General features: G+C 51.7%; 21 protein-coding genes. 3 read left to right on the forward strand and 18 right to left on the reverse strand.

Translation table 11 applies throughout. From position 1 onward, the window contains the following. Positions 1–112: 112 nt before the first annotated feature. The 18 genes from CFT68_RS12530 to CFT68_RS12615 form a co-directional block, all read right to left on the reverse strand. Positions 113–3,889, reverse strand: coding sequence for a hypothetical protein (locus tag CFT68_RS12530; RefSeq protein ID WP_088843903.1), 3,777 nt, complete (start codon positions 3,887–3,889; stop codon positions 113–115). A gap of 66 nt (positions 3,890–3,955) precedes the next feature. After that, complete coding sequence (locus CFT68_RS12535) at positions 3,956–7,678, reverse strand: sensor histidine kinase (protein ID WP_088843904.1); 3,723 nt, start codon at positions 7,676–7,678, stop codon at positions 3,956–3,958. A 132-nt stretch (positions 7,679–7,810) separates the two neighbouring features. Next, positions 7,811–8,071 carry a hypothetical protein gene (locus tag CFT68_RS12540; protein WP_088843905.1) on the reverse strand — a complete coding sequence of 87 codons (261 nt, stop codon included), beginning with the start codon at positions 8,069–8,071 and terminating at the stop codon, positions 7,811–7,813. 119 nt (positions 8,072–8,190) lie between these two features. After that, entirely contained in the window at positions 8,191–8,745 is a 555-nt protein-coding gene (locus tag CFT68_RS12545) for a DUF420 domain-containing protein (RefSeq protein WP_088843906.1), read from the reverse strand. Then, positions 8,732–9,397 carry an SCO family protein gene (locus tag CFT68_RS12550; protein ID WP_088843907.1) on the reverse strand — a complete coding sequence of 222 codons (666 nt, stop codon included), beginning with the start codon at positions 9,395–9,397 and terminating at the stop codon, positions 8,732–8,734. The genes CFT68_RS12545 and CFT68_RS12550 overlap by 14 nt, the downstream gene beginning before the upstream one ends. A 3-nt stretch (positions 9,398–9,400) precedes the next feature. Continuing rightward, on the reverse strand, positions 9,401–9,742 hold the full coding sequence (locus tag CFT68_RS12555; RefSeq protein ID WP_088843908.1) for a cytochrome C oxidase subunit IV family protein: 342 nt from the start codon (positions 9,740–9,742) through the stop codon (positions 9,401–9,403). A 72-nt stretch (positions 9,743–9,814) separates the two neighbouring features. Then, complete coding sequence (locus CFT68_RS12560; protein WP_088843909.1) at positions 9,815–10,588, reverse strand: cytochrome c oxidase subunit 3; 774 nt, start codon at positions 10,586–10,588, stop codon at positions 9,815–9,817. Positions 10,589–10,613: 25 nt separating this feature from the next. After that, positions 10,614–11,201, reverse strand: coding sequence for a cytochrome c oxidase subunit 3 (locus tag CFT68_RS12565; protein ID WP_088843910.1), 588 nt, complete (start codon positions 11,199–11,201; stop codon positions 10,614–10,616). A 145-nt stretch (positions 11,202–11,346) separates the two neighbouring features. Continuing rightward, positions 11,347–12,198 carry a heme o synthase gene (cyoE, locus tag CFT68_RS12570; RefSeq protein WP_088843911.1) on the reverse strand — a complete coding sequence of 284 codons (852 nt, stop codon included), beginning with the start codon at positions 12,196–12,198 and terminating at the stop codon, positions 11,347–11,349. A 53-nt stretch (positions 12,199–12,251) separates the two neighbouring features. Continuing rightward, on the reverse strand, positions 12,252–13,331 hold the full coding sequence (locus CFT68_RS12575; protein WP_088843912.1) for a COX15/CtaA family protein: 1,080 nt from the start codon (positions 13,329–13,331) through the stop codon (positions 12,252–12,254). A 166-nt stretch (positions 13,332–13,497) separates the two neighbouring features. Next, positions 13,498–15,348, reverse strand: a complete 1,851-nt coding sequence (locus CFT68_RS12580) for a cytochrome c oxidase subunit I (RefSeq protein WP_088843913.1) — start codon at positions 15,346–15,348, stop codon at positions 13,498–13,500. A 25-nt stretch (positions 15,349–15,373) separates the two neighbouring features. Continuing rightward, positions 15,374–16,441 carry a cytochrome c oxidase subunit II gene (locus CFT68_RS12585; RefSeq protein ID WP_088843914.1) on the reverse strand — a complete coding sequence of 356 codons (1,068 nt, stop codon included), beginning with the start codon at positions 16,439–16,441 and terminating at the stop codon, positions 15,374–15,376. Between the two features lie 89 nt (positions 16,442–16,530). Then, complete coding sequence (locus CFT68_RS12590) at positions 16,531–17,856, reverse strand: quinol:cytochrome C oxidoreductase (RefSeq protein ID WP_245815384.1); 1,326 nt, start codon at positions 17,854–17,856, stop codon at positions 16,531–16,533. A gap of 5 nt (positions 17,857–17,861) precedes the next feature. Next, positions 17,862–18,596, reverse strand: coding sequence for a c-type cytochrome (locus CFT68_RS12595; protein WP_088843915.1), 735 nt, complete (start codon positions 18,594–18,596; stop codon positions 17,862–17,864). Next, complete coding sequence (locus CFT68_RS12600) at positions 18,596–19,120, reverse strand: DUF3341 domain-containing protein (RefSeq protein ID WP_088843916.1); 525 nt, start codon at positions 19,118–19,120, stop codon at positions 18,596–18,598. Before CFT68_RS12600 ends, CFT68_RS12595 begins: the two co-directional genes overlap by 1 nt. Continuing rightward, entirely contained in the window at positions 19,113–20,570 is a 1,458-nt protein-coding gene (gene nrfD, locus CFT68_RS12605; protein WP_245815385.1) for an NrfD/PsrC family molybdoenzyme membrane anchor subunit, read from the reverse strand. Before nrfD ends, CFT68_RS12600 begins: the two co-directional genes overlap by 8 nt. Positions 20,571–20,647: 77 nt before the next feature. Further along, positions 20,648–23,680 carry a TAT-variant-translocated molybdopterin oxidoreductase gene (locus CFT68_RS12610; protein ID WP_088843917.1) on the reverse strand — a complete coding sequence of 1,011 codons (3,033 nt, stop codon included), beginning with the start codon at positions 23,678–23,680 and terminating at the stop codon, positions 20,648–20,650. Between the two features lie 151 nt (positions 23,681–23,831). Then, a complete protein-coding gene (locus tag CFT68_RS12615) occupies positions 23,832–25,100 on the reverse strand; it encodes a c-type cytochrome (protein ID WP_088843918.1) in 1,269 nt (422 codons plus the stop codon). 491 nt (positions 25,101–25,591) lie between these two features. On the opposite strand from CFT68_RS12615, the gene rpsF reads away from it, so the two are divergent. From rpsF to rplI, 3 genes are all read left to right on the forward strand, one after another. Continuing rightward, positions 25,592–25,966 carry a 30S ribosomal protein S6 gene (gene rpsF, locus CFT68_RS12620; protein WP_088843919.1) on the forward strand — a complete coding sequence of 125 codons (375 nt, stop codon included), beginning with the start codon at positions 25,592–25,594 and terminating at the stop codon, positions 25,964–25,966. A 7-nt stretch (positions 25,967–25,973) separates the two neighbouring features. Beyond that, positions 25,974–26,225, forward strand: coding sequence for a 30S ribosomal protein S18 (rpsR, locus tag CFT68_RS12625; protein WP_045687822.1), 252 nt, complete (start codon positions 25,974–25,976; stop codon positions 26,223–26,225). A gap of 90 nt (positions 26,226–26,315) precedes the next feature. Beyond that, positions 26,316–26,759 carry a 50S ribosomal protein L9 gene (gene rplI / locus CFT68_RS12630; protein WP_088843920.1) on the forward strand — a complete coding sequence of 148 codons (444 nt, stop codon included), beginning with the start codon at positions 26,316–26,318 and terminating at the stop codon, positions 26,757–26,759. Positions 26,760–26,969: the final 210 nt, after the last annotated feature.

The raw sequence follows: 26,969 nt of genomic DNA on the forward strand, positions 1-26,969 counted from the left end.
CACTAGTAAGGCACTAGGCCACTATAACTGACACGCTACCGCTCGGTGTGTGTCAGTTTTAGTGGCCTAGCTTCTTTTTGGGTATTGTCGTGGGGTTACCCTAGGCCACCTGCTAGAACAGCACCGCCACCTGCATGCGGCCGGTGTGTACCGCTCCCAACCCATTGGCCTTGCGGCCGTCGTAGGCCAGGGTCACGTTCAGGCCGTTGCTGAGGCGCTGCTCCAGGTTCAGGTTCCAGGTGAAGTTGCTGCCGGGGCGAAGGGCATTCAGGATTTCAAGGCCTACCAACGATGATTGCTCACCCTCAAAGCCGACCCGCACGTAGCGCGTGGTAGCCGAAAGCGTGCGTTTGCCCACCTGGCTCACGCGGGTTTCTACTCCAAGCTCATCAAAAGTGCCGCGTGTGTCGGGCTCGGGGCCGGCGGTGTTTTGCTTGGTGGTGCGCAGGTAGGTGCCGGTGAGGCGCAACGACTGGGTGGGCTGGTAGCTGATTTCGGGGGCGATATCAACTTGTAGCAGCCGGAAATTGCGGTTGAGTAGGTAGTTTGAAGAGTTCTGCCGGATGCTGCGCGTGGTGGTCAGGCGCCCCGTGAACGACTGTGCCAGCGTGCGGCGCAGCAGCACGCTCTGGCTGGCTAGGTTCCGGATATCGGAGCCCTGGGTCAGCAATACTTTCTGTTGGGCCTGCTGCACCGTAAACTCTGCCCCGAAAATGGGATTGGAGCGGTTGAAGTACAAAGTATTGCGCAACAGCTTGTTGAGGCTCAGCAGCAACGAATCTTCGGTCTGGAAGGCAAACGGGTTCAGGCGCGAGCTAAGGCTGTTCTCCGTGGTTTTGCGGTCCAAAGTAATCGTTGTGATGTCTGAAAATCGGCCTACAAAGCTGCGTAGGCCACTTCCTTCGCGCCAGCCGCGCGGGGCGTTGGTGGTAAGGCGGTAGCTGAAGCGGTTGGTGAAAGCCAGAATATAGTCGTCGGTGGGCAAGTACACTTTGATATGGGTGCGGTACTGTGCATCAAGTGTTTGCGCCTCAAAGAACTCTTCCTTGTCCTCTCGACTATTGTTATTGGTGTCGCCGCCGTAGTAGTGGGTGCCCTGGCCGTTGTTCACGGCAATAAAGGAATAGTCGCGCTTGAGCTCCCGGCCCGTGGCCACAGCATAGCTGAGTTCTGAGCGAATGGTATTTTGGAAGAAGCTGGCGTTCCAGTCGAGCTTGCTAAGCACGGTGCGCTGGCGGGCACTGTCTAGGGAAGCCAAGTCACGGTAGGTGGCCAGCAGACTCAGTTCCTGGGAGCTACCGAGACGGGTAGCCATAGTGCCCTGCCAGGTTTGCGCCCGCCCCCGCTCGCGCAGCGCGGTGCGCTCTACGTTGGGCGTTTGGTCGCGGCGGTAGCTGTAATCCAGGCGGAAGCGGGTGCGGGCCGAGTCGCGGCTTTGCACAAACACGGCGTGCTCATCGAAGTAGTTAGCGGAGGTAAGAGAGTCGCCGCTGGGCAGCACTACACGGTTTTTATCGAAGCGGTAGGCATAGCCTGGCACTACGGGGCCGCCCACATACCGGGCGGTAGCCTCACCCCGCGCCCAGGTTGAGTGCCGCCGACCGGCTTCAGAGTTCAGCAAAAACAGGCTGCCGCGCATCTGCACGTTGCCGGTCTGGTGGGCCACATCCAGCCAGTGCTGTAGGCCACTCACCTCGCCGGCCCGGTAGCGCCTGCTAAGCCGGTAGCCAATGGCGTTATCCGTATTCTTCACCACGCCCAGCGCAAAGTTCAGAATGTTCTCCTCGCGGGGCGTGGGCGCCGTACCGTTGATGGTAGTTGTGGTGGTGGTAGAGGCGCTCCAGTTACGGTCGAACTCAATGTCGCGGTAGCGGTCAATGGGCGAGAAGCGGTGACTGGTGTACTCATAATCCAAAGTACTGCGCAGCTTGTAGCCCGCTAGGCCAGGCAAATTGATAGGCTTATCCTGCACTGTATACCCCACCCGCATGGCCTGGCCCTTTGCCGACTCGGGCGAGAACCGGTTCAGATCGAGGTCAGAAGAAGCCAGGTCCACGAATACCGTGCTGGTAGAATCTACCTGGTAACTGGCCCCCACCGTAACCAACTGCTTCTGCAGGGGAGTGGGCAGCACCCGCACCGGCGAGTAGTCGCCCTGCCGTTCGCCCACGTACTCATACACGCGGCCGTTGGCATTGCGGAACGTAGCGCTCAAGCGGTAGTTGCCCTGCCCCGCGCCTACGTTTGTAAACAGAACATTGTACACGGCCTGGGTAGAGTCCAGCGGCTCGCTGTATTGGTATACGGGTGCTCCGCCCACTTCCGCACGGTTGTATTGCACTTGGCGCCGGTCGTACTCGGCCAGCTTGGCCCCGTCGGTCACGGCCCGGCTCACGTTGTCGCCGATGCCGCGCAGCAGCACTCTATCCAGTGAGTCCAGCGTGAGGTTGGGCGAGTTGTCGGGGTTGTCGGCTTCGCGGTAGAAATTGGAGTGCACCTGCAGGCGCCCCAACTGCTGGTAGTGACTTACCTGAAAGAGGGAGCGGGCATAGTTGAAATCGGAGTACTCGAAGTCGATTTTGATGCGGGAATTGCGCGTAATCAGGTGACGTGGCGAGAACGTGACTTCGGCCTGATTGTAGTCGATGATGTAATCGAAGTCAAACCCGCGCACCATCAGGCGCCCATCCAGATACACCCGCTCGGAGTTAGCCAGCACAATGATGAACTGCTCCCCGTTCGGTCCGCGCAAACGGTACGGCCCCTGCACGTTCTCGAGCGGCGCCACGTCAATACTCGCAAACTTGCCTTTTGCTACACCAGTGGCTGCCGTAGTAGTGGCAAATACTGGCCTACGCAGCCCACCGTCGGCTCCTAGGCCAGTGCGGGGCGTAACTGTCGTGACGGTTTGCGTATTCTCTGTTGGAAGCGGGGCCGTGCCATTGGCAGCAGGCGGACTAACCGGCACCGTAGGCGGCGCCGTCACGAACGTGCCCGCGCTGGTGCCCGAGGCATTGGGGTACTGAAACAGCTGGGTGTTGCTAATCCCCGGCCCAATGGCTCCGCCGCCAAATCCACCTATCGGCAGCTGCCCAAAATTGGCCTCTATGGCTGCGCCCTGAATGTTTTTGTAGAACCGCAGGAAGTAATCAGGCTTGTTGCGCAGCACCACATCACCAGCAGTCAGGTTCCAGCGCGGGTGCGTGAGCGTGATATAAATCCGGTCGAATTCCTGCAGCTGCTGAGTGTTGCCTTCCGGCTGAAACGGCACGTTCTGGTCGGATATGGCCGCCGTGAGCGTAATCTGGTCGGTGAGGCGCCCTTCTAGCTGCAGGTTGAGCGAAGAATTAACGAACACGTTCTGCGTGTTGCCAAAGGAAACTCCCCTCGACAGATTGCCGGTTTTGTTGATACCCGGCGTACTCAGAATCTGCTCCTTCACGGTAAAGTCCTCCATGCTGAAGGTTCTTCTCAGAAAGCCCAGGCTGTCCATCTGGCTGCGCGGCCGCAGATACCGGGCCGCAGAGAGCTGAACGGGCAGCACGCGGTAGCACACCAGCACAGAGTCTAGGTCACCGGGCAGCACCAGATCTGGCTGGCCCTGTTCCGGCGAAGGAAACCGCATGCCGGGCCTGATGAAACGGTACGTGCCCGTGCGGTTGTCGTAGGCCACTGAGCGGCCCTCAATAGCTACAGAAGCAGGCACAACCGTCAGTGTATCTCGCAGGGCGAAATCGGTGGTGTCGCGCCCGAGCGTAAGGCGCACCCATACGCATCGGCGCGTATTGGGAGGGGTAAGCTGCTGGGCTTTTGCGCCAGTTTCTGTTAAAACCAGCCAGACGAGCAACAGCCAAAAGCGCAGGAAATGGTGCGGAAAGCTGTTACTCATTCAGTAAAAATACGAGGCCACAAGTTTGCACCTAGCACAACGCCAAAGCCTACCGGATTCGTGCCCCTAGCCGGCCAGCGGAAGCTCTATGCAAAAGGTAGTGCCCGTTCCTTCCTCGGTTTCAAACGTTATGGTGCCGCCCGCACTCTCAATGCCCCGGCGTGCTACCGCTAGGCCTATCCCCGAGCCGGTTTCCTTGGTAGTGAAGTTGGGCACGAATATCTTCTCCCTGATGGCATCCGGAATGCCGCTGCCATTATCCTTAATACAAATGCGCACCCGGCTACCAGGCTGTAGCGCCAAACTAGCCTCAATGTGCGCGGGCCGGCCAGCGGGTACAGCTTGCACCGCATTAATGAGCAAGTTATTGAACGTCCTTATCAGCAGGTTTTCATCGGCATACACCACGTACCGGCCGTCCTCCGCATCTGCGGGCAGGTGCAGCACAATATCCTGGTGGTTACCTCCCTGATGCAGGCCTACGCAACGGCGCAGCACAGCGGCTACATCGAGGCGCTCCGGACGCATGGCGGGCAGGTTGGTGAAGTTGCTGAACGATGTCGCAATATCCGACAGCACATCAATCTGGGTGATAAGCGTCTGCGAAATCTTCCCGATCAGCTCCTCCGTATTCGGGCGCTGCTCCTGAATGGCTTTCTGCAAAAACTGCAGGCTCAGCTTCATAGGCGTGAGCGGATTCTTGATTTCGTGGGCTACCTGCCGGGCCATTTCGCGCCAAGCGGCCTCTTTTTCCTGCGTGGCCAGCTCTTTCTTGCTCTCTTCCAGCTTGAGCAACATGTGGTTATACTCGCGTACTAGCAGCCCAATCTCGTCCTCTGATTCGTAGGCCAGCATTTCGTTCTGGCCCGTGAGCGTGGTTTGCTTGAGTTTTTCGGTGATAAGCTTCAGCGGCTTGGTCAGGATCCGGGAAGCCACGAAGGCCAGCACCAGAAACAGGATAAACATCACCGTGAAGATGTTCAGGATGGTGGAAATCAGCTCCGTAAGCTTATTATCCAAGTCTTTCTCTGAGTCGAAGAACGGAATACCTACGTAGCCCAATACTGCCCCAGGCCTACCAGGGGAGGTGGCTGTAGCCCGAAGCGGCAGATACAACGCATTGAAAGACAGTGTGCCGGCCCGTTCCTGCAGCAGCGTCCGCGGCTTCCCTCCTTCCCGCAGCTCTGCTACCACCTGCGGATTAATGAGTGTACTTAGCAAGCCCGACTCAAAGATGAGCGGCTGGCTGCTCACCAACAGTTCGCCCTGCGAATTGTAAAGGTTCAGGTCGGTTTCGGTGAGGCCCGATACGTTTTCCGCCAGTTCCACCAGATCTACCCGGTCCGCAGAATCGGCGAGTAGCACGCGGTTTTTCAGTAGGTTATCCTGCACGGCCTGAGCCCGCCGCAGGTACAAGCGCCGCAGGTCGCGCTTGTAGGAGTCCGTCACCTGACTGGCCGTAGCAATACTTACCACCAGCAAAGGCACCAGAATACCCAGGTTCAGGAACAGCTGAATTTTGGTGCTGAAGTTGGTCCGGACCAGTTCTACATACTGCCCCCTAACCAACAGATAGGCCCCTAGGCCTAGTACCCAGAAAAATGTGTAGAGCAGAAACAGGAAGGAGAAATTCGCCAGCCAGTCGCCGAAGTTATAGGTCGCCGTCGTGACCACGACCACCCGGTTCTGCCCATGAATGCCGCGCACGGCCAAGTGCTGGAACCCATCAACCGAAAGCCCGGTAGTATACAACCTGGGTTCCTGCAACAACGAAGTGGGCAGCCGATTTACGTAATCAAAATTCCCTTCGCTATACACCAAACGGCCGTTTTCATAGCCAGCATAGCTCAGCTCAGACCCTAGGCCAGGTTGAAAATACTTTTGATCTACGAGCAGCTCAGGCACTACACTGTTGGCCGTCAGCTTCTTCAGGGAAAGCTCCAGCACAATGTGGCTCGTGTCTCCTTCCGTTCCCATGGGTATGGGCAGAAAGGCCGCGTACCGCCGGCTCGAAAAGGAGGTAGAACCGCGCAGCAGATAAATATTCGGATGGTCGGTGGGTATGGCCTGGCGCAGCAGATGCGTCTGCATCTGCTGGAGGCTGCCGGGCATCCCTACCGCAAAATCGTTGGCCCCGAAAAGCGTAATGGCCACCTCATACTTGTCAAAATAGCCACGCAGGTAGTATTTGGCTACCTTCTGCCGTATCAGGTCCATGTTGATGAACGGGCTGCTCAACATGGTCCGTAGGCCAGGGTCGCGGGCCATATCGACGGCCCGTTCCGCCAACAGGTATTCGCCCTGCAGGTCATTATCCACCAGCAGATTGCCGGCAATGGTTTGCTTGTTTAGCAACAATTGCTGATCGAAGTGCTCATACAAAGCCAGTGCGCCCACACCCGAGCTGAGGCCGAGCATCAGGAAAATGAACAGATACACCTGATAGGGCAGCACGGCTCCGGCCGACTTAAGCCCGGTGATGCGCAGTACCAGAAAGAACAGCAGCGTTATTCCCAGTAGCGTAAGATCCTTCTGCCCTATCACCACGCCCACTGGCAGGATTACGGCAGTGCTGATCAGCAGGAGCGTGATGCCCACCAGGCGCGAACTGGGCCGCACCACACTCACGAAGAGCAACGACAATAAGTAGAATCCTACCAGGTAGCCGGCGGTGTGCAGCACGATGGCCAGACACAGCAATGCCTTAATGGTGCTGAACTGAATGCTTTGCGTGATATCCAGCACAAGCTGGGAGTTGTTGAAGCTGCTGGAATAAAACCCAAACATCAGCTCCAGCAATACAAAGAACGCCAGCACAGTACCGCTGCCCACTACTACCCGGCTAGTGCCTACAGTCTGCTGGGTCCAGCGTAGCACTCCATAGCGGCGGAATAGCAGCAAGCCGTAATAAGCCGCCACCACAAACACCACCGCATTCAGGAGTAAGTCGCCGAGGGAAGGCGACAACCAGGATGCCGCGTACACCCGTGGGTCGAAAAGGCGTAGCTCGATAAATGAGAACGGCAGGCCTAGGTACAGCATTCCGGCCCGAAACAGCACAAGAGGTAGCACCACCAAAGCGGCACCAGCCACCACCCGCCCCTGCGCAAACATCCGCCGTGCCAGCCGCAGCCAGCCCGCCAGATACAGTCCAAACCCAATCAGCAACAGGCCTAGCGGCAGATAACGTCCCGTAATAGGATCAGTCTGCAGCTGATCAATGGAAAACAGATAAGTACCTTCTTCAGAATAGATGCGCGGCCGCTGGGAAGGGCTTATTTCTACCACTAAACGCACCGTCAGGTCGCGAAAGAGTGCCCGCTCTGAGCCTTCGCGCAAGTAGCGGTTGCTGATACCATAGTGCATCTCGAGAGGCACGTAGGTAAGGACTACGTAAGGACCCGCCACATGGCGCAAAGCCAGAAACTTCCCGAACCGCGTTTCTACCAGCTTATCGGTATATACTTGAGTGGCATGCTCGGGCTCAGGCCGAACAATATGGTCGGACCAATACAGCAGCTTTTCGCCCCGAAAGATGAAGGTGGGAAAGGTAGTATGGCCTACCAGCGACCGAAAGCTGATGGCATTGGCCGCAACATCCTGCGCCAATTCCTGCGCTTCCTGCTCGCCCGTTTCTTCTGCCTCCAGCACCTGCTGCTGCAAACGGGAAGCCGCCAACCGCAGCACAACTTCCGGGGTGCGGCTATATAGGTTGCTAACGTAGGCTCCAATAAAACACAGTACTGCCAGCAGCAGTAGTGGTATGGGCGAAAGACGTTTGAACTTCAATGGTCAGCGAAAAAAGCGAATGGCCTACCCTACGGGCTTGAGCGCTGATGGTAAGCAACAAAAATGCCGCCCTTGGGCGGCATTTCCTAACGCTTGTTATTTACCCCGTCCGGTGGGGCAATTGTAGTCTGGTTAGCGGATAGTAGTCGCCTTTTTCTTCTTGCTATTCCGATACCAGAAGAAGCCAACCGTACCCATCAGCACGTACGGAATCACCATCAGGTACAGGATTCCTTTGTTCAGGCCAGTGGTGTCGTAGCCATCTTTATCCTGCCTCGACGATTCTACCTGGGTTTTGCACATGGTGCACTGGGCCTGCACGTTCACAGGAAATACACTTAGCAGCAAGCCAAGGAAAACCGCTAATGTTCCGACAAAAAATATCTTTTTCATACTTGTCTAACTGCCGAAGCAGCAGATTGATTTCGGGTGAATGAGAATTTCGCTGGGCCTTTCAAGCTCTTTTATTCTCTTATACAACAACCGTTGTACCGAACAATTCCCACTTACGGCTATGTATAATAAGGCGAAATCATGAAGTACACGATTACGCCTGTTACAGATACATACAGCCAGATAGGGTACGTCCAGCGGGCAATTCGCCGATGCTTCTGAAACTGCTCCGTTAAAGCAAAATAGAGAGTAAAAAGCACCAGCCCTACCGTAACGGCGGCCAATACAATGTGAGTCAGTAGGATGAAGTAGTAGATGCCTTTGATAAGGCCTTCACCACCAAACTTTGTGCTGGCTACCTGAGAGTGGTAGGCCACATACGATACCAGAAACAGTGAGCCTAGCAGAAACGCCATCCCCATCATGGCTCGGTGCTTGGCCACATCTTTGCGCCGAATGAAATAGTAGCCAATTATCAGGAACACTGCCGTCAAGGAGTTGAGCACAGCATTCACTTTGGGCAAGGCTTTCACCTGAGCGCCTTCTATCCGGAATACCTCCGGAAAAAAGTACAGAATAGCTACGGCCACCGGAATGACTGCTCCTAATATGGCTGCCAGTATCTTGTACTTAGTGAAGTTGCCGGGGTTGGCGGCAGTACTATTCGTGGTCATAGGTGTAAAGCAATACTTCAATTTCGGTGATGAGCCGATTTACTTCCTTCTCCTTGGTGCCATCGTAGATGCCCCGCACCCGCCGATCCTTGTCCACCAAAAACAATTTTGAGCTAGGAGTCATGGTACTTCCTGCTCGTAGTGGCCTAGGCAATTGAAACTCCTCCGTAGCCACTTTGTTCAAGGATGCTGCATTGCCTGTGAGGAAGAACCATTTGCCGGCAATAGCTCCGTATTGTTCAGCATACCGCGCCAAAATAGCTACTGAATCCTGGTGCGAATCAGTGGTGAAAGAAGCCAGACGCACTCGCCCCTCACGGCGGTACTTCTCCTGCACCCGCATAAGCTGCGAATTAACTCGCGGGCAGATGTCGGGGCAGGTAGTCGAGAAAAAGCTAGCTACATACATGCCTTTATCTGCCAGTTCCGCTTGGGCCACTTCCCGTCCAGCCTGCGACTGAAACCGAAAATCACCGATCTGGTGGAAAACAGTATCGCGCTGCCACTTTCCCTCAATCTGTGTGGAATCCACATGATCGGGCAGGAAATTTGGCAGCGCGTAACGGTTAGTACCGAAGCTTTTTAGAAACAGAAAAGCCAGAACCGGAACCAGCAGAATAAGGCCCAACACAAGTGTTTGCCTGGGCCTCATTCTTTAAGAAACTAGGTTATCGACAGCTGTGCCGATGGCATTTCCTTCAGTAATCAGGGCAACCAGCAGCCAGATGAGCAGTGCCATCGGGATGAGTATGGTCCAGATCAGGCCTTTGGTTTCATGCTTCAGGTGCATGAACTCAGCCACGATGAAGAAAGCTTTGAAGATCGTGAGGATAATGAAAATGGAATTGCGAAGGGTGCTGGGTTCCATCAGGAATACGAACACGAATTCCAGTGCCGTGATACCCACCAACACGAAGAACGTTTTCCAGATCCAGCCTGTGTTAGGCTTTGGAATCTCTCCGATCTGCGCAGGAGCCGTAGATGCGTGATTAGCCATTGTTGTAAGAGAGCTAAGAACCCTGCTACCGGTCTACATGGTAGCAAGCCGATGGCAGGGTATAAATGAAAATTAAACGAGGTAGAAGAAGGTGAAGACGAATACCCACACCAGATCTACAAAGTGCCAGTATAGGCCTACTTTTTCCACCATCTCGTAATGACCGCGCTTCTCGAAAGTACCGTTGGTAGTTGCAATGAAGCAATACACCAACAGACATACGCCGGAGAATACGTGCGTGCCATGGAAACCAGTGATAAAGAAGAACAAGTCAGCAAAAAGCACCGGACCATACTGGTTCATCGCCAGGTTTGCCCCAAAGAACTTTGTACCATCCGCCATAAGCGTAGGCTCCTCATGACCACCGATGAAGTGACTCCACTCCCATGCCTGTGAGCTCAAGAAGGTAGCACCAAACAAAATCGTCCACAGCAACCACTTCTGCACATCTGCTTTATCCATCCGATGGCCAGCTTCTACCGCCAGTACCATGGTTACAGAGCTGAAGATAAGAATCATGGTCATCAAGGCCACGAAGCCCAGGGGCACGTTCATACCGTGCAGGCCAGGGAAGGCGTTGAATACCTGATCTGGAACAGGCCAGTAATCAGTAGAGAACTTAAAGGCACCGTGAATTTTCTCATCAAACGCAGCGTAGCGATGACGGATCAGGCCATAAGTAGTCAGGAAGGCAGCGAACGTGAAAGCGTCCGACAGCAGGAAGAACCACATCATCAGCTTGCCATAGCTAGCTTTGAAGGGCTCGTTTCCTCCGTCCCAGGTGCCGGTGCGCGGCTTATCCAGGGCGGAATCAGGAATCGTCTGCGTCGTGGAAATGGTGGACATAGCGTGCAGGGGGGTTGACGAAAATCTAGTGGTTCAAAAGTAGGAACAAATACAGGTACAACCAAAGCGCGCCTAGGAAGTGCCAGAAGATGGTCACGTTGCCAATAGAGAGCATTTGGCGGGAATGCACCTGATAGTTAAAGCTTTTACGCAGCACTATCAGCAAAAAGATAAGGCCACTAATCAGGTGAAATCCGTGTACTCCGGTTAATACATACAGAAAAGAGCCAGAAGGGTTGGCATCTGTACCACCAAAAAAGATTCGATTTTCCACTAACTGGCCCCACATCATCCATTGCCCGACAAGAAACGCTACTCCCAGCAGGAAGGTTAGTAACACACCTACCCGTACCTGATTCAGCTCGTCTTTGCGAGCTGCAAACCACGCCCACTGTATGGTAATGGAGCTTAGTATAATGATGCAGGTGGTAATAAGAAACCCGCCTGGCAAATCGAACTCCAGCCAGTTGCCTTCTTCACGCCGAACGATGTAGGCGCTGGTGTAGGCCGCAAAAATCATGGTACTTGCTACCATCATGAGCCAAAGCAGGAACCGCAACGGGTGAATTCCGGTGGCGGGCTGCTTGGTGCTTAATGCTTCTGCAGGATGCATACAATTGTTGAATTAGAAAAAACCAAGAATAAGCCAGACGCTAGGCCTACTACTATGACAACAAGTAGCAGCTTGGATTTGTGCGTCATTTTGGCCAGATACTGCAGGTTTTACACTGCTTTGCACTGGCCTACCAGTCTCACAGTTAGACCTTATCCAATACCAGCGCTATCTGTACGATAGGTAGGTAAAGAAAAGATCCGAACATGATGCTCATTGCAGCTTTTTTGCTGACAGTGCGCATTAAATAGAACGTTTGCATTAGAAAAAGCACCCCACATATGGCCGCTACCATAGGATACGTAGTGTTCGTCATACCAAAGTAGAATGGCAGCAGACTCAGTGGAATCAGAACCAAAGTGTAGGTCATGATCTGGAAAGCGGTGCGCAGGTCTTTCTTCCCTGGTGTCGGCAGCATTTTGAAACCGGCCTTTTTGTAGTCATCATCCAGCACCCAGGCAATGGCCCAGAAGTGAGGAAACTGCCACATAAACTGAATTCCGAAAAGAATCCAACCCTCAATCCCAAGATAGCCCGTAGCGGCTACCCACCCAATGAGTGGTGGTAGGCCACCTGGAATGGCTCCTACTGCTACACAGATCGGCGAGATGGTTTTTAGGGGGGTGTATATAAAGCCGTACAGAATCAATGAAACCAACGACAGTGCCGCTGCCAAAGGGTTGAAGAAGTAGGTCAATAGACCTAAGCCTAGGCCACCTAGCACAGCAGTGAATACCCACGCTTCGGTCACCGACAACACACCCATGGGAAGCGGCCGATTGGCGGTGCGCTTCATTTGTTTATCGAGATCAATCTCGAAAATCTGGTTAATGGTATTTGCGGAACCCGTAACTGCTAGGCCACCCAACATTACCAATACTGCTTTTCCCCAGTTCAGCTCATGGGCTCCCAGCAAATAGCCGATGGCGCTGGAAAAAGCCACCGTCAGCGCAAGCCGAAATTTGATTAACTGAAAAAACGCCTTGGCTTTACTCATCAACTATACAAACAAGAGGCCGGGTAAATCGCTCCCGGAATGGGCCCGCAAAGTTACGCAACAACAGCCGGAATAGCAGTCTGCGGTTGCAGTTTAGTAACCCGACGGTAAGCAATGAGTGCTAGAAACTGAGCACCAAACAAGAGGGTAGCCAGTGTAAGGTGAACAGGTTGCACTACTGCCGGAAATGCGAAGTAGGCCAACAGAACACCAGCAAGAATTTCGCCGCCTACGCACACCAGAATAGCAGTTGCCATTTTGTGTAGCCGCACAGCTGGCAATAAGTACAGTCGGTAGGCCAGGTATACGTTTACCAGTAATAGCACAGCAGAGAAGGTGCGATGAAAGCGAAAAGATCCGCCAAGCTGCTCTATCCACTCCGCTCGGTTTAAGTAGTTATTGGCAAACGCTACCATATCTATCTGCTCCCGCACTTGAGTGCCCAGCACAATCTGCCCAAAGGTTAAAATAATGCCTATCCAAAGCCAAGTAGTAAGGCCTGCAATAGCGCGGATAGGTTGCTGACCAGCGGGAGCCCCCTGTGAACGATCAACAGCGTAAATTAACATAGCTACGATCAGTAGGGCCAGACCCATATGAATTGTCACCATAATGGGCAACAGGTTGGTAGAAACTACCAGTGAACCTAGCCAGCCCTGAACACCCGTCAGTATGAACGAGGCAAAAGCAAGCCAGAATACAGGCTTGTCGCGTTTCCAATAGGGCAACGCGAATACTACCGTTAAGAACACAAACACGCCAATCAGTGCCCCGATCAAGCGGTTAACATATTCAATCCAAGTTTTTACAGGGTTGAAGTCAGTCTCAATGTATTGGGTAGGATGAGCGAAAATATCACCAGCCACTTGATGAAATCCCATCCGTTCTAGCTTGGCAGCCAGCTTTTTGTTCTTTTCTACCCGCTGGGTAGTGTATATCTCTTTGTAATTGACTGGCAATTGGCTGATATGAGTTGGGGGTACCCAGGTACCGAAACATTTGGGCCAATCCGGACATCCCATTCCGGAGCCGGTACTGCGCACAATACCTCCCACCAGAATCAGAATATACACGGCAACTACTGTGAGTATTCCAATAAACCGAAAGCGCCGGACGTAGTCAGGAACAGGCATAACTTAAAAGAGCAAGTGTGTAATGCAAACAGTTTACATGTGCTGTTTGCTTCGCTAAATGCGAAATACCGACACCGACTAAGCCGATGCCGGTATTTCGCTTAAACAAAAACGGGCCGCCGTAGATACAGCGGCCCGTTTCAGAAGTCATATAGCCTAACAGGCTCTACTCCATTTCCTTTTCGTAAGGCAGGTTAGATGACTGCGTCTGTGAATAAGGAACGTTCTGCGGAATGAAGTCTTCAGCAGCACCAGGCTTGCTGTAGTCGTAAGGCCAGCGGTGTACGGCTGGGATAGCACCAGGCCAGTTGCCGTGACCAGGTACTACTGGCGTCGTCCACTCCAGAGTGGTGGAGTTCCACGGGTTCTCGCTAGCGCGACGGCCACGGAAGATGCTAAAGAAGAAGTTGAAGATGAATACAAACTGAGCAAAGAATGCCAGAATCGCAGCCACCGAGATGAACTTGTTCAGATTAGCAAACTGGCTGAAAGTATCGAAACCAGTCCAGGCGTAGTAACGACGGGGGAAACCAGCAATACCTACGTAGTGCATCGGCAGGAACACCAAATACACGCCAATGAACGTCAGCCAGAAGTGAATGTAACCCAGTTTCTCGTCCAAATGACGACCAAACATTTTTGGGAACCAGTGGTAAACACCAGCAAACAGACCAAAGAATGCCGATGAACCCATTACTAAGTGGAAGTGAGCTACCACGAAGTATGTATTGTGCATCTGAATGTCTAGGGCAGCGTTGCCGAGCACGATGCCGGTAAGACCACCTGCAATGAACAGTGAAACAAAGCCGATAGAGAACAGCATAGCTGCCGTAAATCGGATGTTACCACGCCACAGAGTGGCCAACCAGTTGAACGTCTTTACAGCTGACGGTACAGCAATAATTAGGGTCAGGAACATGAACACCGACCCAAGGAACGGATTCATACCCGTCACGAACATATGGTGAGCCCATACAACGAACGAAAGCAGAGAGATACCCAGCAGCGAACCAATCATAGCACGGTAGCCGAAAATAGGCTTGCGTGCGTTGGTTGCCAGAATTTCAGAAACCATACCCATTGCTGGCATGATTACGATGTACACTTCTGGGTGACCCAAGAACCAGAACAAGTGCTGGAACAAGATGGGCGAACCACCAGTATTTGGCAGCGCCTGACCGGCAATGTAAATATCCGAGAGGAAGAAGGACGTACCGAATGAGCGGTCAAATATCAGCAGAAGAGCAGCTGAAAATAGCACAGGGAATGCCAACAGGCCTAGTATTGCCGTGAGGAAAAAGGCCCAAATGGTAAGGGGCAATTTCGACATCGACATGCCTTGCGTACGCAGGTTGATAACAGTGGTGATATAGTTTACACCACCCAACAACTGTGATACAATGAACAGAGCCATTGAAACCAGCCACAGCGTCATACCAGCACCTGAGCCAGGGATAGCCTGGGGCAAAGCGCTCAGCGGTGGATAAATTGTCCAACCGGCTGAAGCAGGACCTGTCTCAATGAAGAGAGAGGTGAACATAATGACACTCGATACAAAGAAGAACCAGTACGAGAGCATGTTCATGAAGCCCGATGCCATGTCACGGGCTCCAATCTGCAGCGGAATCAGGAAGTTGGAGAATGTACCAGATAAACCAGCCGTCAGTACAAAGAACACCATGATGGTGCCGTGCATCGTAACTAGGGCCAGATAAAACTCTGGATTAAGCTTCCCAGCTTCGATCCATTTACCTAGAAACGGCTGAAGCCATTCCAAAGTAGCTTCAGGCCAGCCTAACTGCAGGCGAAATAAGCTGGAGAGAGTGCCACCAATAATAGCCCACAGCATACCAGTGATCAGGAATTGTTTGGCAATTACCTTGTGGTCTGTGCTGAAGACATATTTGGAAAGGAAGCCTTGCTCGTGGTGCTCGTCGTGGTGCGCGTGCTCGTCGTGCGATACACCGGGTTCGGTTGCCCCGACCCCACCTTGCACTTGCGCTTGATTAGAAGCCATATGAGAAGCGTACGATTAAGTTAAATTAAAGCGATGCTTTAGCAGTAGAAACTACTGTAGCAGCAGGAACAGCAGCCTCGTTTACTGCCAGCTTGGCAGTTTTCTGTTTGAAGCTAGCCAAGACATCTGGGTTTTGCTCCGAGAAGGACTTTTGCTGTGAGAACCAAGCAACGTAATCATCTGGTTCATCTACTACAATGTTCAGCTTCATAGCGAAGTGACCACGACCACAAATCTGGTTACAAGCTAGCTCGTAATTGAATTTAGGGTTGCCTGTCTGAGCGCGCATTTCATCTGTCGTTTTGGTAGGTGTAAACCAAAACTTAGTCGGCATACCCGGTACTGCATACATCTGCACTCGGAAGTGCGGCATGTATACAGCGTGCAATACGTCACGTGAACGAATGCGGAGTAGCACTGGATGACCCTTAGGAATATGGATCTCAGGAGCTACGAAGTCGTCTAGGCCGCTTTTATCGTTCAAATCAAATCCAAATTCATTGGTAGCATCGATCAGACGATAATTTACCAACCCTAGTTTCTGATCACGACCTGGGTAACGTACAAGCCAATTAAACTGCTTGCCCATTACTTCAACCACTACAGCATCCTTAGGAGCAGGACCAGTAATACGCGACCACTCCTTCCAACCAGCAAACACCAGACCTGCCATAACAATAGCAGGAATCAGGGTCCAGATAATTTCTATCTTGTTATTGTGGGGAAAGAAAAATGCCCGACGGCCTTCCTTGTGCTGGTACTTGTAAGAGTACACAAATAGCAAAATATGGGTCAGCGTAAACACAATACCCAGAATGATCATCGTCGTCCAGAACATGCGTTCCGTAGCATGTCCGTGAACTGACGCGATTGGCGGGTTCATTTTATCGAAGTTATCGACAAATGACCAGGCAAAAGCAGCCCCACCTACAACCATGAAGATGATGAAGAGGATAGCGTTTACACGGTTACTCGCTCCAATTTCACGTGTGGAACTACCCGAGAAAATAGAGGTCAGAATCTGGAGACGAAACAGCAGGCCGAAAACGACCAGCAGCAACGCCAATACCAGAAGAATACCAAGTGCAGTCATGAGAAAGGGATAAACTGAAACTGTGAGAGATTGGAAGTAAGAGCCGTGTAACTATGATGCTGCTTACCTCCCAATACCCAGGTTTATGATTAGGTCGTATGGTGCACACTCTCATCCAAGAATGGATGATGAACCGGCACCAGTGAGGCCTGAGATAAGCGTTTCGTGAACAAGAGAAGGAAAGAACCTAAGAAAATTAATGCAGTCCCAATCTCAATGATAAACCCATTCTCTGCCTGCATAGTTGCTGGCATGATCATTAAATAGAAGTCGAACCAGTGACCCACCAGAATGGCAATACTCACGATCTTCATCATGATCATCTGACGCTTTGCATCCCGTGTCATAAGAACAAGGAAAGGGAACACAAAGTTGATAATCAGATTAAAAAAGAAGATCCAAGTATACTGACCATTAAAGCCCCCTAAACGCTGGTTGTAATAAACCGCTTCTTCAGGCAGGTTAGCATACCAGATCAGCATAAACTGGGAGAACCATACATAGGTCCAGAAAATGCTGAAGCCAAACATAAACTTGCCTAGATCGTGCAAATGGCCTTCTTTGATGAATTGCAGGTAACCAGCTTGTTTCAGCAGAATCACGCAAAGTGTTGTGGCAGCAATACCTGATACCCACCATGAGGCAAACACATACCAACCAAACATTGTCGAGAACCAGTGAGTGTCAATAGACATCACCCAGTCCCAAGCTGCCATTGACGAGGTAACTGCGAAAAGCACCAAGAACAAAGCAGAAGCAGTAATGCTTTTATGAAAATAAACAGTTCCACCGTTTAAGTCCTCTTCCAGCGACAAAGTGCGCAACTTGTTAGTGAACACTACCCAAATAACGACATAGGAAATCGTACGAATCAGGTAGAAAGGAACACTTAGGAACCCAGACTTGCCAGCTATGATAGCATCATAGTTAGCGTTGCCCTTGGTCATGATGCCAGGCAGAGTCCAGTGGAATATGTCATGGTTAATCAGGCCGATACCAAAAATGATGACCATCAATATGCCACCTGGCAGTACCCAAGCACTCAATGCTTCATTGATGCGCTTAATCAGTACTGACCAACCAGCGTAGGCCACATATTGGATAGCCATGAACACAGTACCAATTACGGATACCCCGGTGAAGAACACATTATTGTGCCAAAGGCTTACGATGAAGCGCTTAAGCCAGATGGGGCTACCATGATGCCCTGTACCCTCATGACCGGCGCCTGCTGCTCCATGGGCTGCTGCTGCCCCCTCATGGGCTCCAGCACCAATACCCATAGCTGCAACTATCAAACCGATAGCTAGTACTATTACACCAGCAACAATGATGGTGATAAACCGTTTACGTGCGTTCGGCGAAACCTCCAGGTATTCAGCCGTCACCGTTTCGTGATGCGTCAGAGTTGCCATATCAGTTAGTTCGCCGTTCCGTTACGTGCTTTATCACCTTGGCCAGGGGTAGTCGAAGCCTTATCAGCCTGTGCTTCTTGCACTGGCAGCTGCTCAGTCGGATTTATTGTCGTAGCCGAATCAGTAGCAGACATTCCTTTTGCCTTTAGGAAATCGGTTAGACCATCTGGGCCTTTTCCTTCCTGCAGCATCCGGACGTACATAGCAATCTTCCAGCGTTCCTCAGGGTTAACCTGTGAGCCATGTGGCATCATGCGGCCTTTACCCCATTGGATCACATGATAGATGTGTCCTTCGTTCATGGTTTTGTAAGCACCAGTCGAGTAGTTCGGCACACCTTTGTACTTTATGCCTACTGGTCCTTGCCCATCTCCTTGCTCACCATGGCAGTGTTGGCAGTTGCGCGTATAAAGAGTCTGGCCCTCGGCTAGGTTAGCCTTTGTGTACGAGTAAGGCTCTTTTAAAGTACGTTCAGCAATACCAACACTATCCTTACCAATGTGAGAGTAGTAATTGAGCTTGCCACGTGCTACTGTACCTACAGCAGGAGTGCGTTCGTTAATCCCCATTGGGTTAATCGTATTAGCACTTGTCTGGCGCAGGGGTTCGTACGGAATGGATTCGTACATCTCCGGAGCATATTCTACACCCGGATCATCGGCGCGGTTGCAGGCGGTGGTGAACACCGATGCCAGCAGTACCGCCGACGCCTGCAGAGTTATTTTCAGCGAATGCGTCATTAGAACTTGGACATTTCTTTTTGGTTCACCTCAGAAGCACCGTTATCGCGCAACAACTGCGACAATTTAGTCATGTCGGTATTTTCGTTTACCTCAATGGCCATTACAAACTTGTCATCCGTGGAACGCACATCCAGTACTGGAGTCTTCCAACGAGGGTAAAGCTTGCTAATGGTATAGAAGGTTATCACCATCCCATGGCAGCAGAATAGTACCGTCAGTTCGAACGTTACTGGGATAAATGCGGGCAGCGCGATATGCGGCTTACCACCAATTATCATGGGCCAGTCAAAGCCTAGCGTGTAGATCTGCAGCCACAGCGCGAAGCATAGGCCAGTTAAGCCGAAGAAGAAAGCTGCGATAGGCAAACGAGAACGTTCGATACCCATGGCATCATCAATGCCGTGAATCGGAAACGGGGTAAAGACTTCGTAGATTTTCACGCCCGCCTCGCGAACGTTTTCAACGGCGTGCAGCAGCACGTCTTCGTCTTCGAAGATGCCGAGGGCGAAGCGCTTAGTCATGCTTGTCATAGTTTACGGGAGCCGAGGCAGGCACGCCGTGGGTGGTGGTTTGATGAGGAGCGTGCTGATGCGGATCGTGCCCGGTATAAGTGGGACCGTTATCAACCGTATACTTCAATACCGCTTTTACTTCTGCCATGTTGATTACAGGGAAGAATTTAGCGAAAAGCAGGAACAAGGTGAAGAATAGACCAATTGTACCTACGTAGATACCAACGTCGATAATAGTGGGCGAGAACATAGCCCAGCTCGATGGCAGGTAATCGCGGTGCAGCGAGGTTACGATAATCACGAAGCGTTCGAACCACATACCAATGTTCACGATGATCGAAAGAACAAAGGTCAGAGGGATACTGTACCGTACGCGGCGAATCCATACCAGCTGCGGCGTAATTACGTTGCAGGTCATCATCGACCAGTAAGCCCACCAATAAGGTCCAGTAGCACGGTTGATGAAAGCATACTGCTCAAATTCAACCTGCGAATACCAAGCAATGAAAAACTCGGTGATGTAGGCCACCCCTACTATCGAACCCGTAACCATCATGATCTTATTCATGAGGGCGATGTGCTCAATAGTGATGTAGTCTTCCAGCTTGAACACAACACGTGTGATAAGCATCAGCGTGAGTACCATGGCGAAGCCTGAGAAGATAGCTCCGGCAACGAAGTAGGGAGGGAAGATGGTAGTGTGCCAGCCTGGAACCACCGAAGTGGCAAAGTCCATCGATACAATAGTATGTACCGAGAGTACCAGTGGCGTAGAAACACCAGCCAAAATTAAAGACACAGTTTCGTAACGCGACCAGTGCTTGGCAGAACCTTTCCAGCCCATGCTTAGCAGCGAGTAGGCCACTTTAGCGATAGGGCCTTTCGCACGGTCACGAATGGTAGCAAAGTCAGGAACTAGACCTGTATACCAGAATACCAGCGAAACAGTAAAGTAAGTCGAGATGGCAAACACATCCCATAACAGAGGGGAGTTGAAGTTTACCCACAGCGACCCCAGTGTGTTTTGCAGGGGAAATACGTAGAATGCCAACCATGGACGGCCCATGTGCAGCACGGGGAACATAGCTGCGCAGATTACGGCAAAGATGGTCATTGCCTCTGCCGCTCGGTTGATGGAGGTCCGCCACTTTTGACGGAACAGCAACAGTACTGCTGAGATCAGTGTACCAGCGTGACCGATACCTACCCACCATACGAAGTTGGTGATATCCCAGGCCCAGCCTACGGTTTTATTCAAACCCCACTCTCCGATACCATACCAAAGGGTACGATATACAGAGTAAAAGAATACGCCGAGGAGAATGAGGGCAACGCTCAGAGCGGCCATCCACCGGATATTAGGGGCGGCTTCTACCTGGCGGCACACATCCTGTGTGACGTCGTGGTACGTTTTCCCCCCGGTTACGAGCGGCTCCCGTACAGGCGATACGTGCTGCATAGTGTTTGGACTTAAAGGAGTAGACGGGAAGGGCTATGTGGCCTAGAGCCAGATGGCCCTTCCCTATGGCTCAATTTCTAGGCGTTACGAACTTCTTCTTCCGTATTACGGATCTTGGTCAGATACGTAATGTTCGGCTGAACATTGATGGCGTCGAGAACGTGGAAAGCACGTTCGCCGTCTTCACGACGAAGGACCTGCGAAATACGCGAGTTTGGATCACGCATATCGCCGAATACAATCGCTTGGGTGGGGCAAGACTGGGCGCAAGCTGAAACAATCTCACCGTCCTGTGGACGACGCTTCTGCTTCTTGGCTTCTAGCTTACCGAGCTGAATACGCTGCACGCAGAACGAGCATTTCTCCATTACACCACGTGCCCGCACCGTTACATCGGGGTTCAATACCATCCGACCGAGGTCGGTGAACATATGCCCGTTTACGGTTTCGAACTTCTCGTTAGAGTAGTAAGAGAACCAGTTGAAACGACGCACCTTGTAAGGGCAGTTGTTTGCGCAGTAACGAGTACCCACACAACGGTTGTAGGTCATCTGGTTAAGACCTTCCGAGCTGTGAGTAGTAGCCAATACTGGGCATACTGTTTCGCAGGGAGCATGATTGCAATGCTGGCAAAGCATTGGCTGGAAGATGACCTTCGGGTTATCCGAAGGATGCTCCATAGCTTCGTATGTAGCTAGCTTGCCTTTTGTTTCAAAGTCCTCCTTATGTGCATCAGAGCTGTAATAACGGTCGATACGCATCCAGTGCATCTCACGACGGTTGATTACTTCCTGCTTTCCTACAACGGCTACGTTGTTCTCAACCTGACAACCAATTACGCAAGAACCACAACCAATGCATGAGTTCAGGTCAATGGCCATCCCCCAATGGTGGTTCTTGTATTCGTAATCCTGCCACAACGATACCTTGTTAGGCTTTTGAGGCCCATCAGGTGTCGAGATGGTTTCGTACTCTGTAACCTCCTTGGGGTTCTCGATATATTGCTTCAGCGTTGACTCCTGCACGACCGGCTTGCGGTCCATGATAGTGTGGTGAGTCTGGGTTTGCGCAATAGGCGATTTGCCTTCGGTGCTTGTTATCTCTACAGCATTCGCGTAAACGATAGCATCATTGCGCATTGCAGCTAGAGGCAAGACATTGGCGCCAACTCCATCGGCTACTTTACCGCCTTTCGTACGGCCGTAACCCAGAGCAATGCTTACAGTACCGTTGGCCTGGCCAGGCTGAATCAGAACGGGCAGTTCAACTGACTTGCCGTTAGCAGACACCTTTACAACGTCCCCCTGCTCCCACTTTTTCTCTACAGCCATCGAGCGGGGCACTGCAACATAGTTACCCCAAGTGGCCTTAGATACAGGATCAGGCAATTCCTGCAACCAGGGATTGTTTGCTTCAGCCCCGCTGCCTACCCCTACTTTTTCATAGATGGCAAGCTCCACACCAGCAGCTTTTGGTGCTGACTTGATAGCAGCAATAGCGCTTGAAGCGTCCATTGCTGGAGCAACTTGAGCTACTGCAGCAGGCGAAGCAGTTCCAACAGCTACGCCGTCATGCACAGCTTTATCCCACGCTTTCTGGAAGTTACCACCCAGTACACCTTTCCACTGATTGCGGAGGTAATTGTAGTAACTGGTGGGGTTACCGGCCCAAGTCAGGAGTGAATCCTGAGCCTGACGAGTGGCAAACAACGGCGTAATAACTGGCTGAGCAAGACTCAGGAAGCCACGCTTAGGCTCGTAGTCGTTCCATGACTCCAAGAAGTTATGGTCGGGAGCAGAATAGGTACACAGGCTACCCGTCTCATCAAGACGGTCGTTCAGCGAAACTGTGGTTTTAACCTTTTTGATGCCGGCAATTACCTGCTCCGCCAATGGGTGGTCGTAAGCGGGGTTAGCGTGATAGAAAATGACAGCGCCAACTTGGCCTCCGTTCATTTCACGTACTAAGCGAGCCATTCGTGCGTCATCGCCTTGGCGAATCAGAGAAGGATTTGCTACATCAACAGCAGTAGAACCTAAAGCAGCATTGATTGCAGCAACCAACGCCTGGACAGCAGGATCGTTAGAACCTGAAACTACTAGGCCACCATTTCCAGCTGCCTTCAAATCGGCAGCAGCCTTCTTAAGCTGCTCATTGGAATAGGTAGCACCAGTGCCACCTCCTACAACCAAATTGTAAAGAGCTAATACTGCTTCTCCCTGCTCGGAAGGCTTTAGTGCAACGCGAACGTCTGCATTTGAGCCAGTAAGCGTCAACGCCGTTTCGAACTGGTAATGGCGCGACATGGTCTTTTTGTCACGCGATACTTTACGATTGGTGACGTACTGCTGAGCATACTCAACTGGAGACAGCCAAGTACCTAGGAAATCAGCGCCAAAGCTTACAATAATTCCAGCCTTGCTGAAATCGTAAGCAGGCAGTACTCCGCCATTAGCCCGCAGCAAACCTGAAGCTGAATTCACGTCGTACATCACGTGCTCAGTGTTCGGGTAGCGCGAGGCAAACTCAGCAATAACTTTCTTGGTAGAGGGGCTGATGATGGTAGGTGACACAATGGCGATTTTGCCAGTAGTGCTAGCCAAAGCGGCACGAACTCGTTGATCTACGAGGTCTTTTTCAGCTGGCTTACCATCAATCGCAAAATTCTTCAGACGTCCACCATCGTACAGGCTTAGCACGGCAGCTTGCGCCCGAGCAGATAAGCCACCACGTGTGATGGGAGACTCTGGATTTCCTTCAAACTTAATCGGACGGCCCTCACGGGTTTTCACCAGGATGCTGTTGTAATCCTGACCGTTGAAATAAGTGGAGGCGTAAAAATTAGCAATGCCTGGATCAACCTCTTCAGGTTTATTCAGATACGGGATGGCCTTTCTAACAGGCGTTTCGCAACTGGCCAGGGTGGCTGCGGCAATACCGAAGCCCATGAGTTTGAGGAAGTCGCGGCGTGGCGCTACCGTGGCATCCGAAGATCCATGGCTGTCTTTTACCGGCAGGAAATCAGCAAACTCCGTGAAAGCACCTTTCACGAACTCTGGTGAATTCTCCAGTTCCTCAATTCCCTTCCAGTACTTAGGCGACTCTTGCATCGTGATTTTGGGGACTTAGGGGCTTAGGGGCTTAGGGACTCGGGAGTATATAGTCCGTACAGTCTCCAAGTAGACTTATGTAACGTGAATTAGGTCTTCGTAACGCCAAACTTAGTGGGAACCAAGCCCGCCGTTGCGAAGACCTATTTTACTAGTAGTGGCATTTCGAGCACTCGGCTCCACCGTTCGATGTTACAGTGAAGGGCACTGCACCATTCTTGGTGTCATGCAGTTTCACGAGGTTATCGTAATAAGCATTTCCCTTCGTGTTCAATGGGGTTTCGCGGTGGCAGTTAATGCACCAGCCCATTGTGAGAGGAGAGTACTGATATACAACCTCCATGTTCTGGATAGGACCATGGCAAGTCTGGCACTCTAGGCCTGCCACTTGGGTATGCTGCGAGTGGTTGAAGTAGGCTAAGTCAGGTAGGTTGTGTACACGCACCCACTGGATAGGCTGCTTACGCTCGATGGCACGGTAGATTTTTTTGATTTCAGGAGACTCTGTTTTGATCTGCGAGTGACAGTTCATACAGATGTTAGCCGAAGGAATATTGGCCGACTTGCTCTTATACACTGAGGTGTGGCAATAGGCACAATTGATCTGGTTCTCACCAGCGTGCAGCTTGTGCGAGAAGGCAATCGGCTGCGTAGGCTGGTAGCCCTGTGTGAGGCCTACACCCATAGCTCCTTGCACCGATTCGTAGAGAACCGCTAACACAAATACAACTCCTACAATGGCACGAACGGCAGTAGACTTATAAATCTTCGAGAAGTCAAAGCGCTGATCAACGATTTCAACATCACGACCATCTAAGTCTTTCCGACCACGCAACACATCCTTCATGATGTTGGCGATGATAACTAGTGTTACCACCAACACAATGAGCACTACCACCAATACGATGAGCAGTACGTTCATGTACTTGCCAGAACCAGCCTCGTCTCCAGCAGCTGCGGCAGTACCATCTACGGCAGCCTGATCACCGCTCTTTGCATTTAAGCCAGTTCCAGCTGGAGCCTGACCCTCCTGCGACGTAACCCAAGCTACGATAGAGGTAATTTCCTGATCGGACAGCTGGAAGCTTGGCATTTGCTGCTTCCCATACTGATTGAAGATCTTCACAGCATATTCGTCGCCGCTGGCAACCATTTTGCTGGAATTCTTTACCCATGGAATGATCCAGGACATTGGACGACGCTTAGAGATACCAGCCAAGGCCGGACCTACTACTACGTCGTTCACGGCGTGGCACTGGGCACAGTTGCCTTTAAACAGGGCATCACCGGCAGCAATGGCAGCAGCATCACCACCGCCTGCGGCGGGAGCGGCCGCCGTAGCGGGAGTTGCACCGGCCGTAGCGCCGGGCGCCACACCTTCCTTGCTCACGGCCGGGGCCGATCCTACCGTTTGTGCCATGGATTGTCCATAGGCTGCAAGCGTCAGAAACAGAGCGAGAAGGAGGTGGGGAAGAGAACGAAGTCGGATGCTATTCATAGCACAGTTTGACGGGAAAAAAGAAACTCGGGGGTGTTCCAAGGCCACAAATGTAGGTCGGAGAACGCAGAGAACAAACCAGCTTCCGCTAATTTTCGCCCTTTGACGCTTGTCTGGAATTAGTCTAAAAAGACATTCTGATGAAATCTACCTGCCATCACTAATGACAGCATAGCTCCTTATGTCTGATACCCAGATTCCAGCCTTCGCCACACTTGCTCACTATAACTTTGCAAATTCAAATGGTCTCAGATTTTCAACTGTATAATATAACCGAAGGTTTTCCCATTTGATAATCAAATGCTTAATAGGCCTAGGAATGCGAATAATTTTTCTTTCTATATAGAAATAGGTGTAAAAGCTGTTACCTTTGCCCCTCAATTTAGGTTTTTCACACAATTCACCCCGTCGTAATGGAAGTAAGAAATTACGAGACGGTCTTCATTCTGACTCCCGTTCTGAACGAGAGCCAAGTGCAAGAGACGGTCGAGAAGTTCACCCAGGTGCTTAAGGAAAATAGCGCCGACATTATCAACACTGAAGCTTGGGGCCTCAAGAAACTGGCGTACCCAATTCAGAAGAAGTCCACCGGTTATTACTTCCTCGTGGAGTTTACTGGCTCGGGCAACATAGTAGATACGCTGGAGCTGGCTTTCCGCCGCGACGAGCGTATTATCCGCTTCTTGACCACCGTTCTGGACAAGCACGCCGTAGCCTACGGTGAGCGTCGTCGTAAGGGCGAGATGAACCAGCAGAAAGCTAAACAATCGGAAGCCGTAGCCCAGTAGAAAGAAGATGAGCCTCGCCAACGAAAAAATCCACAAGCAGGATACGCGCAAGAAATATTGCCGCTTCAAGAAGAACGGCATTAAGTACGTAGACTACAAAGACCCGAACTTCCTGCTGAAGTTCGTGAACGAGCAGGGCCGCATCCTGCCACGTCGTATCACGGGCACCAGCCTGAAGTTCCAGCGTAAAGTAGCTCAGGCGGTAGCGAAAGCTCGTCACCTGGCCCTGATGCCTTACGTAACCGACTCGTTGAAATAGACATTAGTATTGAGAAGTGAGAAGTGGGCTTTTCTGCTTACCGCTTAATTCCTCACTTCTAACTTCTCGCTACTCAATACTAAAAAAGACATGGAAGTAATTCTGAAAGACGACGTTAAAGGCCTGGGCTACAAGAACGACACTGTTGTTGTAAAGCCTGGCTACGGCCGTAACTACCTGCTCCCGCAGGGTCTGGCTATCCTGGCCGACAAAACCAATAAGAAAATCGTAGCCGAGAACGTACGTCAGGCTGCTCACAAAGCCGAGAAAGTAAAAGCTGATGCTCAGGCAGTAGCTGACAAGATCGGTGATGTGGTAATTGATATCCCTGCTAAGGTGGGTGAAAGCGGCCGCATCTTCGGCCGTGTAACCACACTGCAACTGGCAGACGCGCTGAAGGCAAAGGGCATCGATGTGGAGCGCAAGCGCCTGTCGTTCGACTCGGAGCCTAGCGCTGTTGGCGAGTACACTGCTACGGTGGACCTGCACCGCGAAGTAAAACACAAAGTGCGCTTTAACGTAGTAGCTGAATAAGCTATTCTATAAACGCTTGGAAAAGCCCGGCTGCTTCGGTAGCCGGGCTTTTTTGGCTACAAAGGCTAGTCTTTCTCTTTAGAAACCGTACTACCCTTTACTTTATAGAAATACTCTACTCACGTTTCGTGACTCCATCCATCCTAGGTATTTTGGCCGAACGAGCGATGTTGAGTAGGTTGCTTGTCCGTTGGCCGTTTTAGGCCTTAT

Source organism: Hymenobacter gelipurpurascens (assembly GCF_900187375.1).
GTDB lineage: Bacteria > Bacteroidota > Bacteroidia > Cytophagales > Hymenobacteraceae > Hymenobacter > Hymenobacter gelipurpurascens.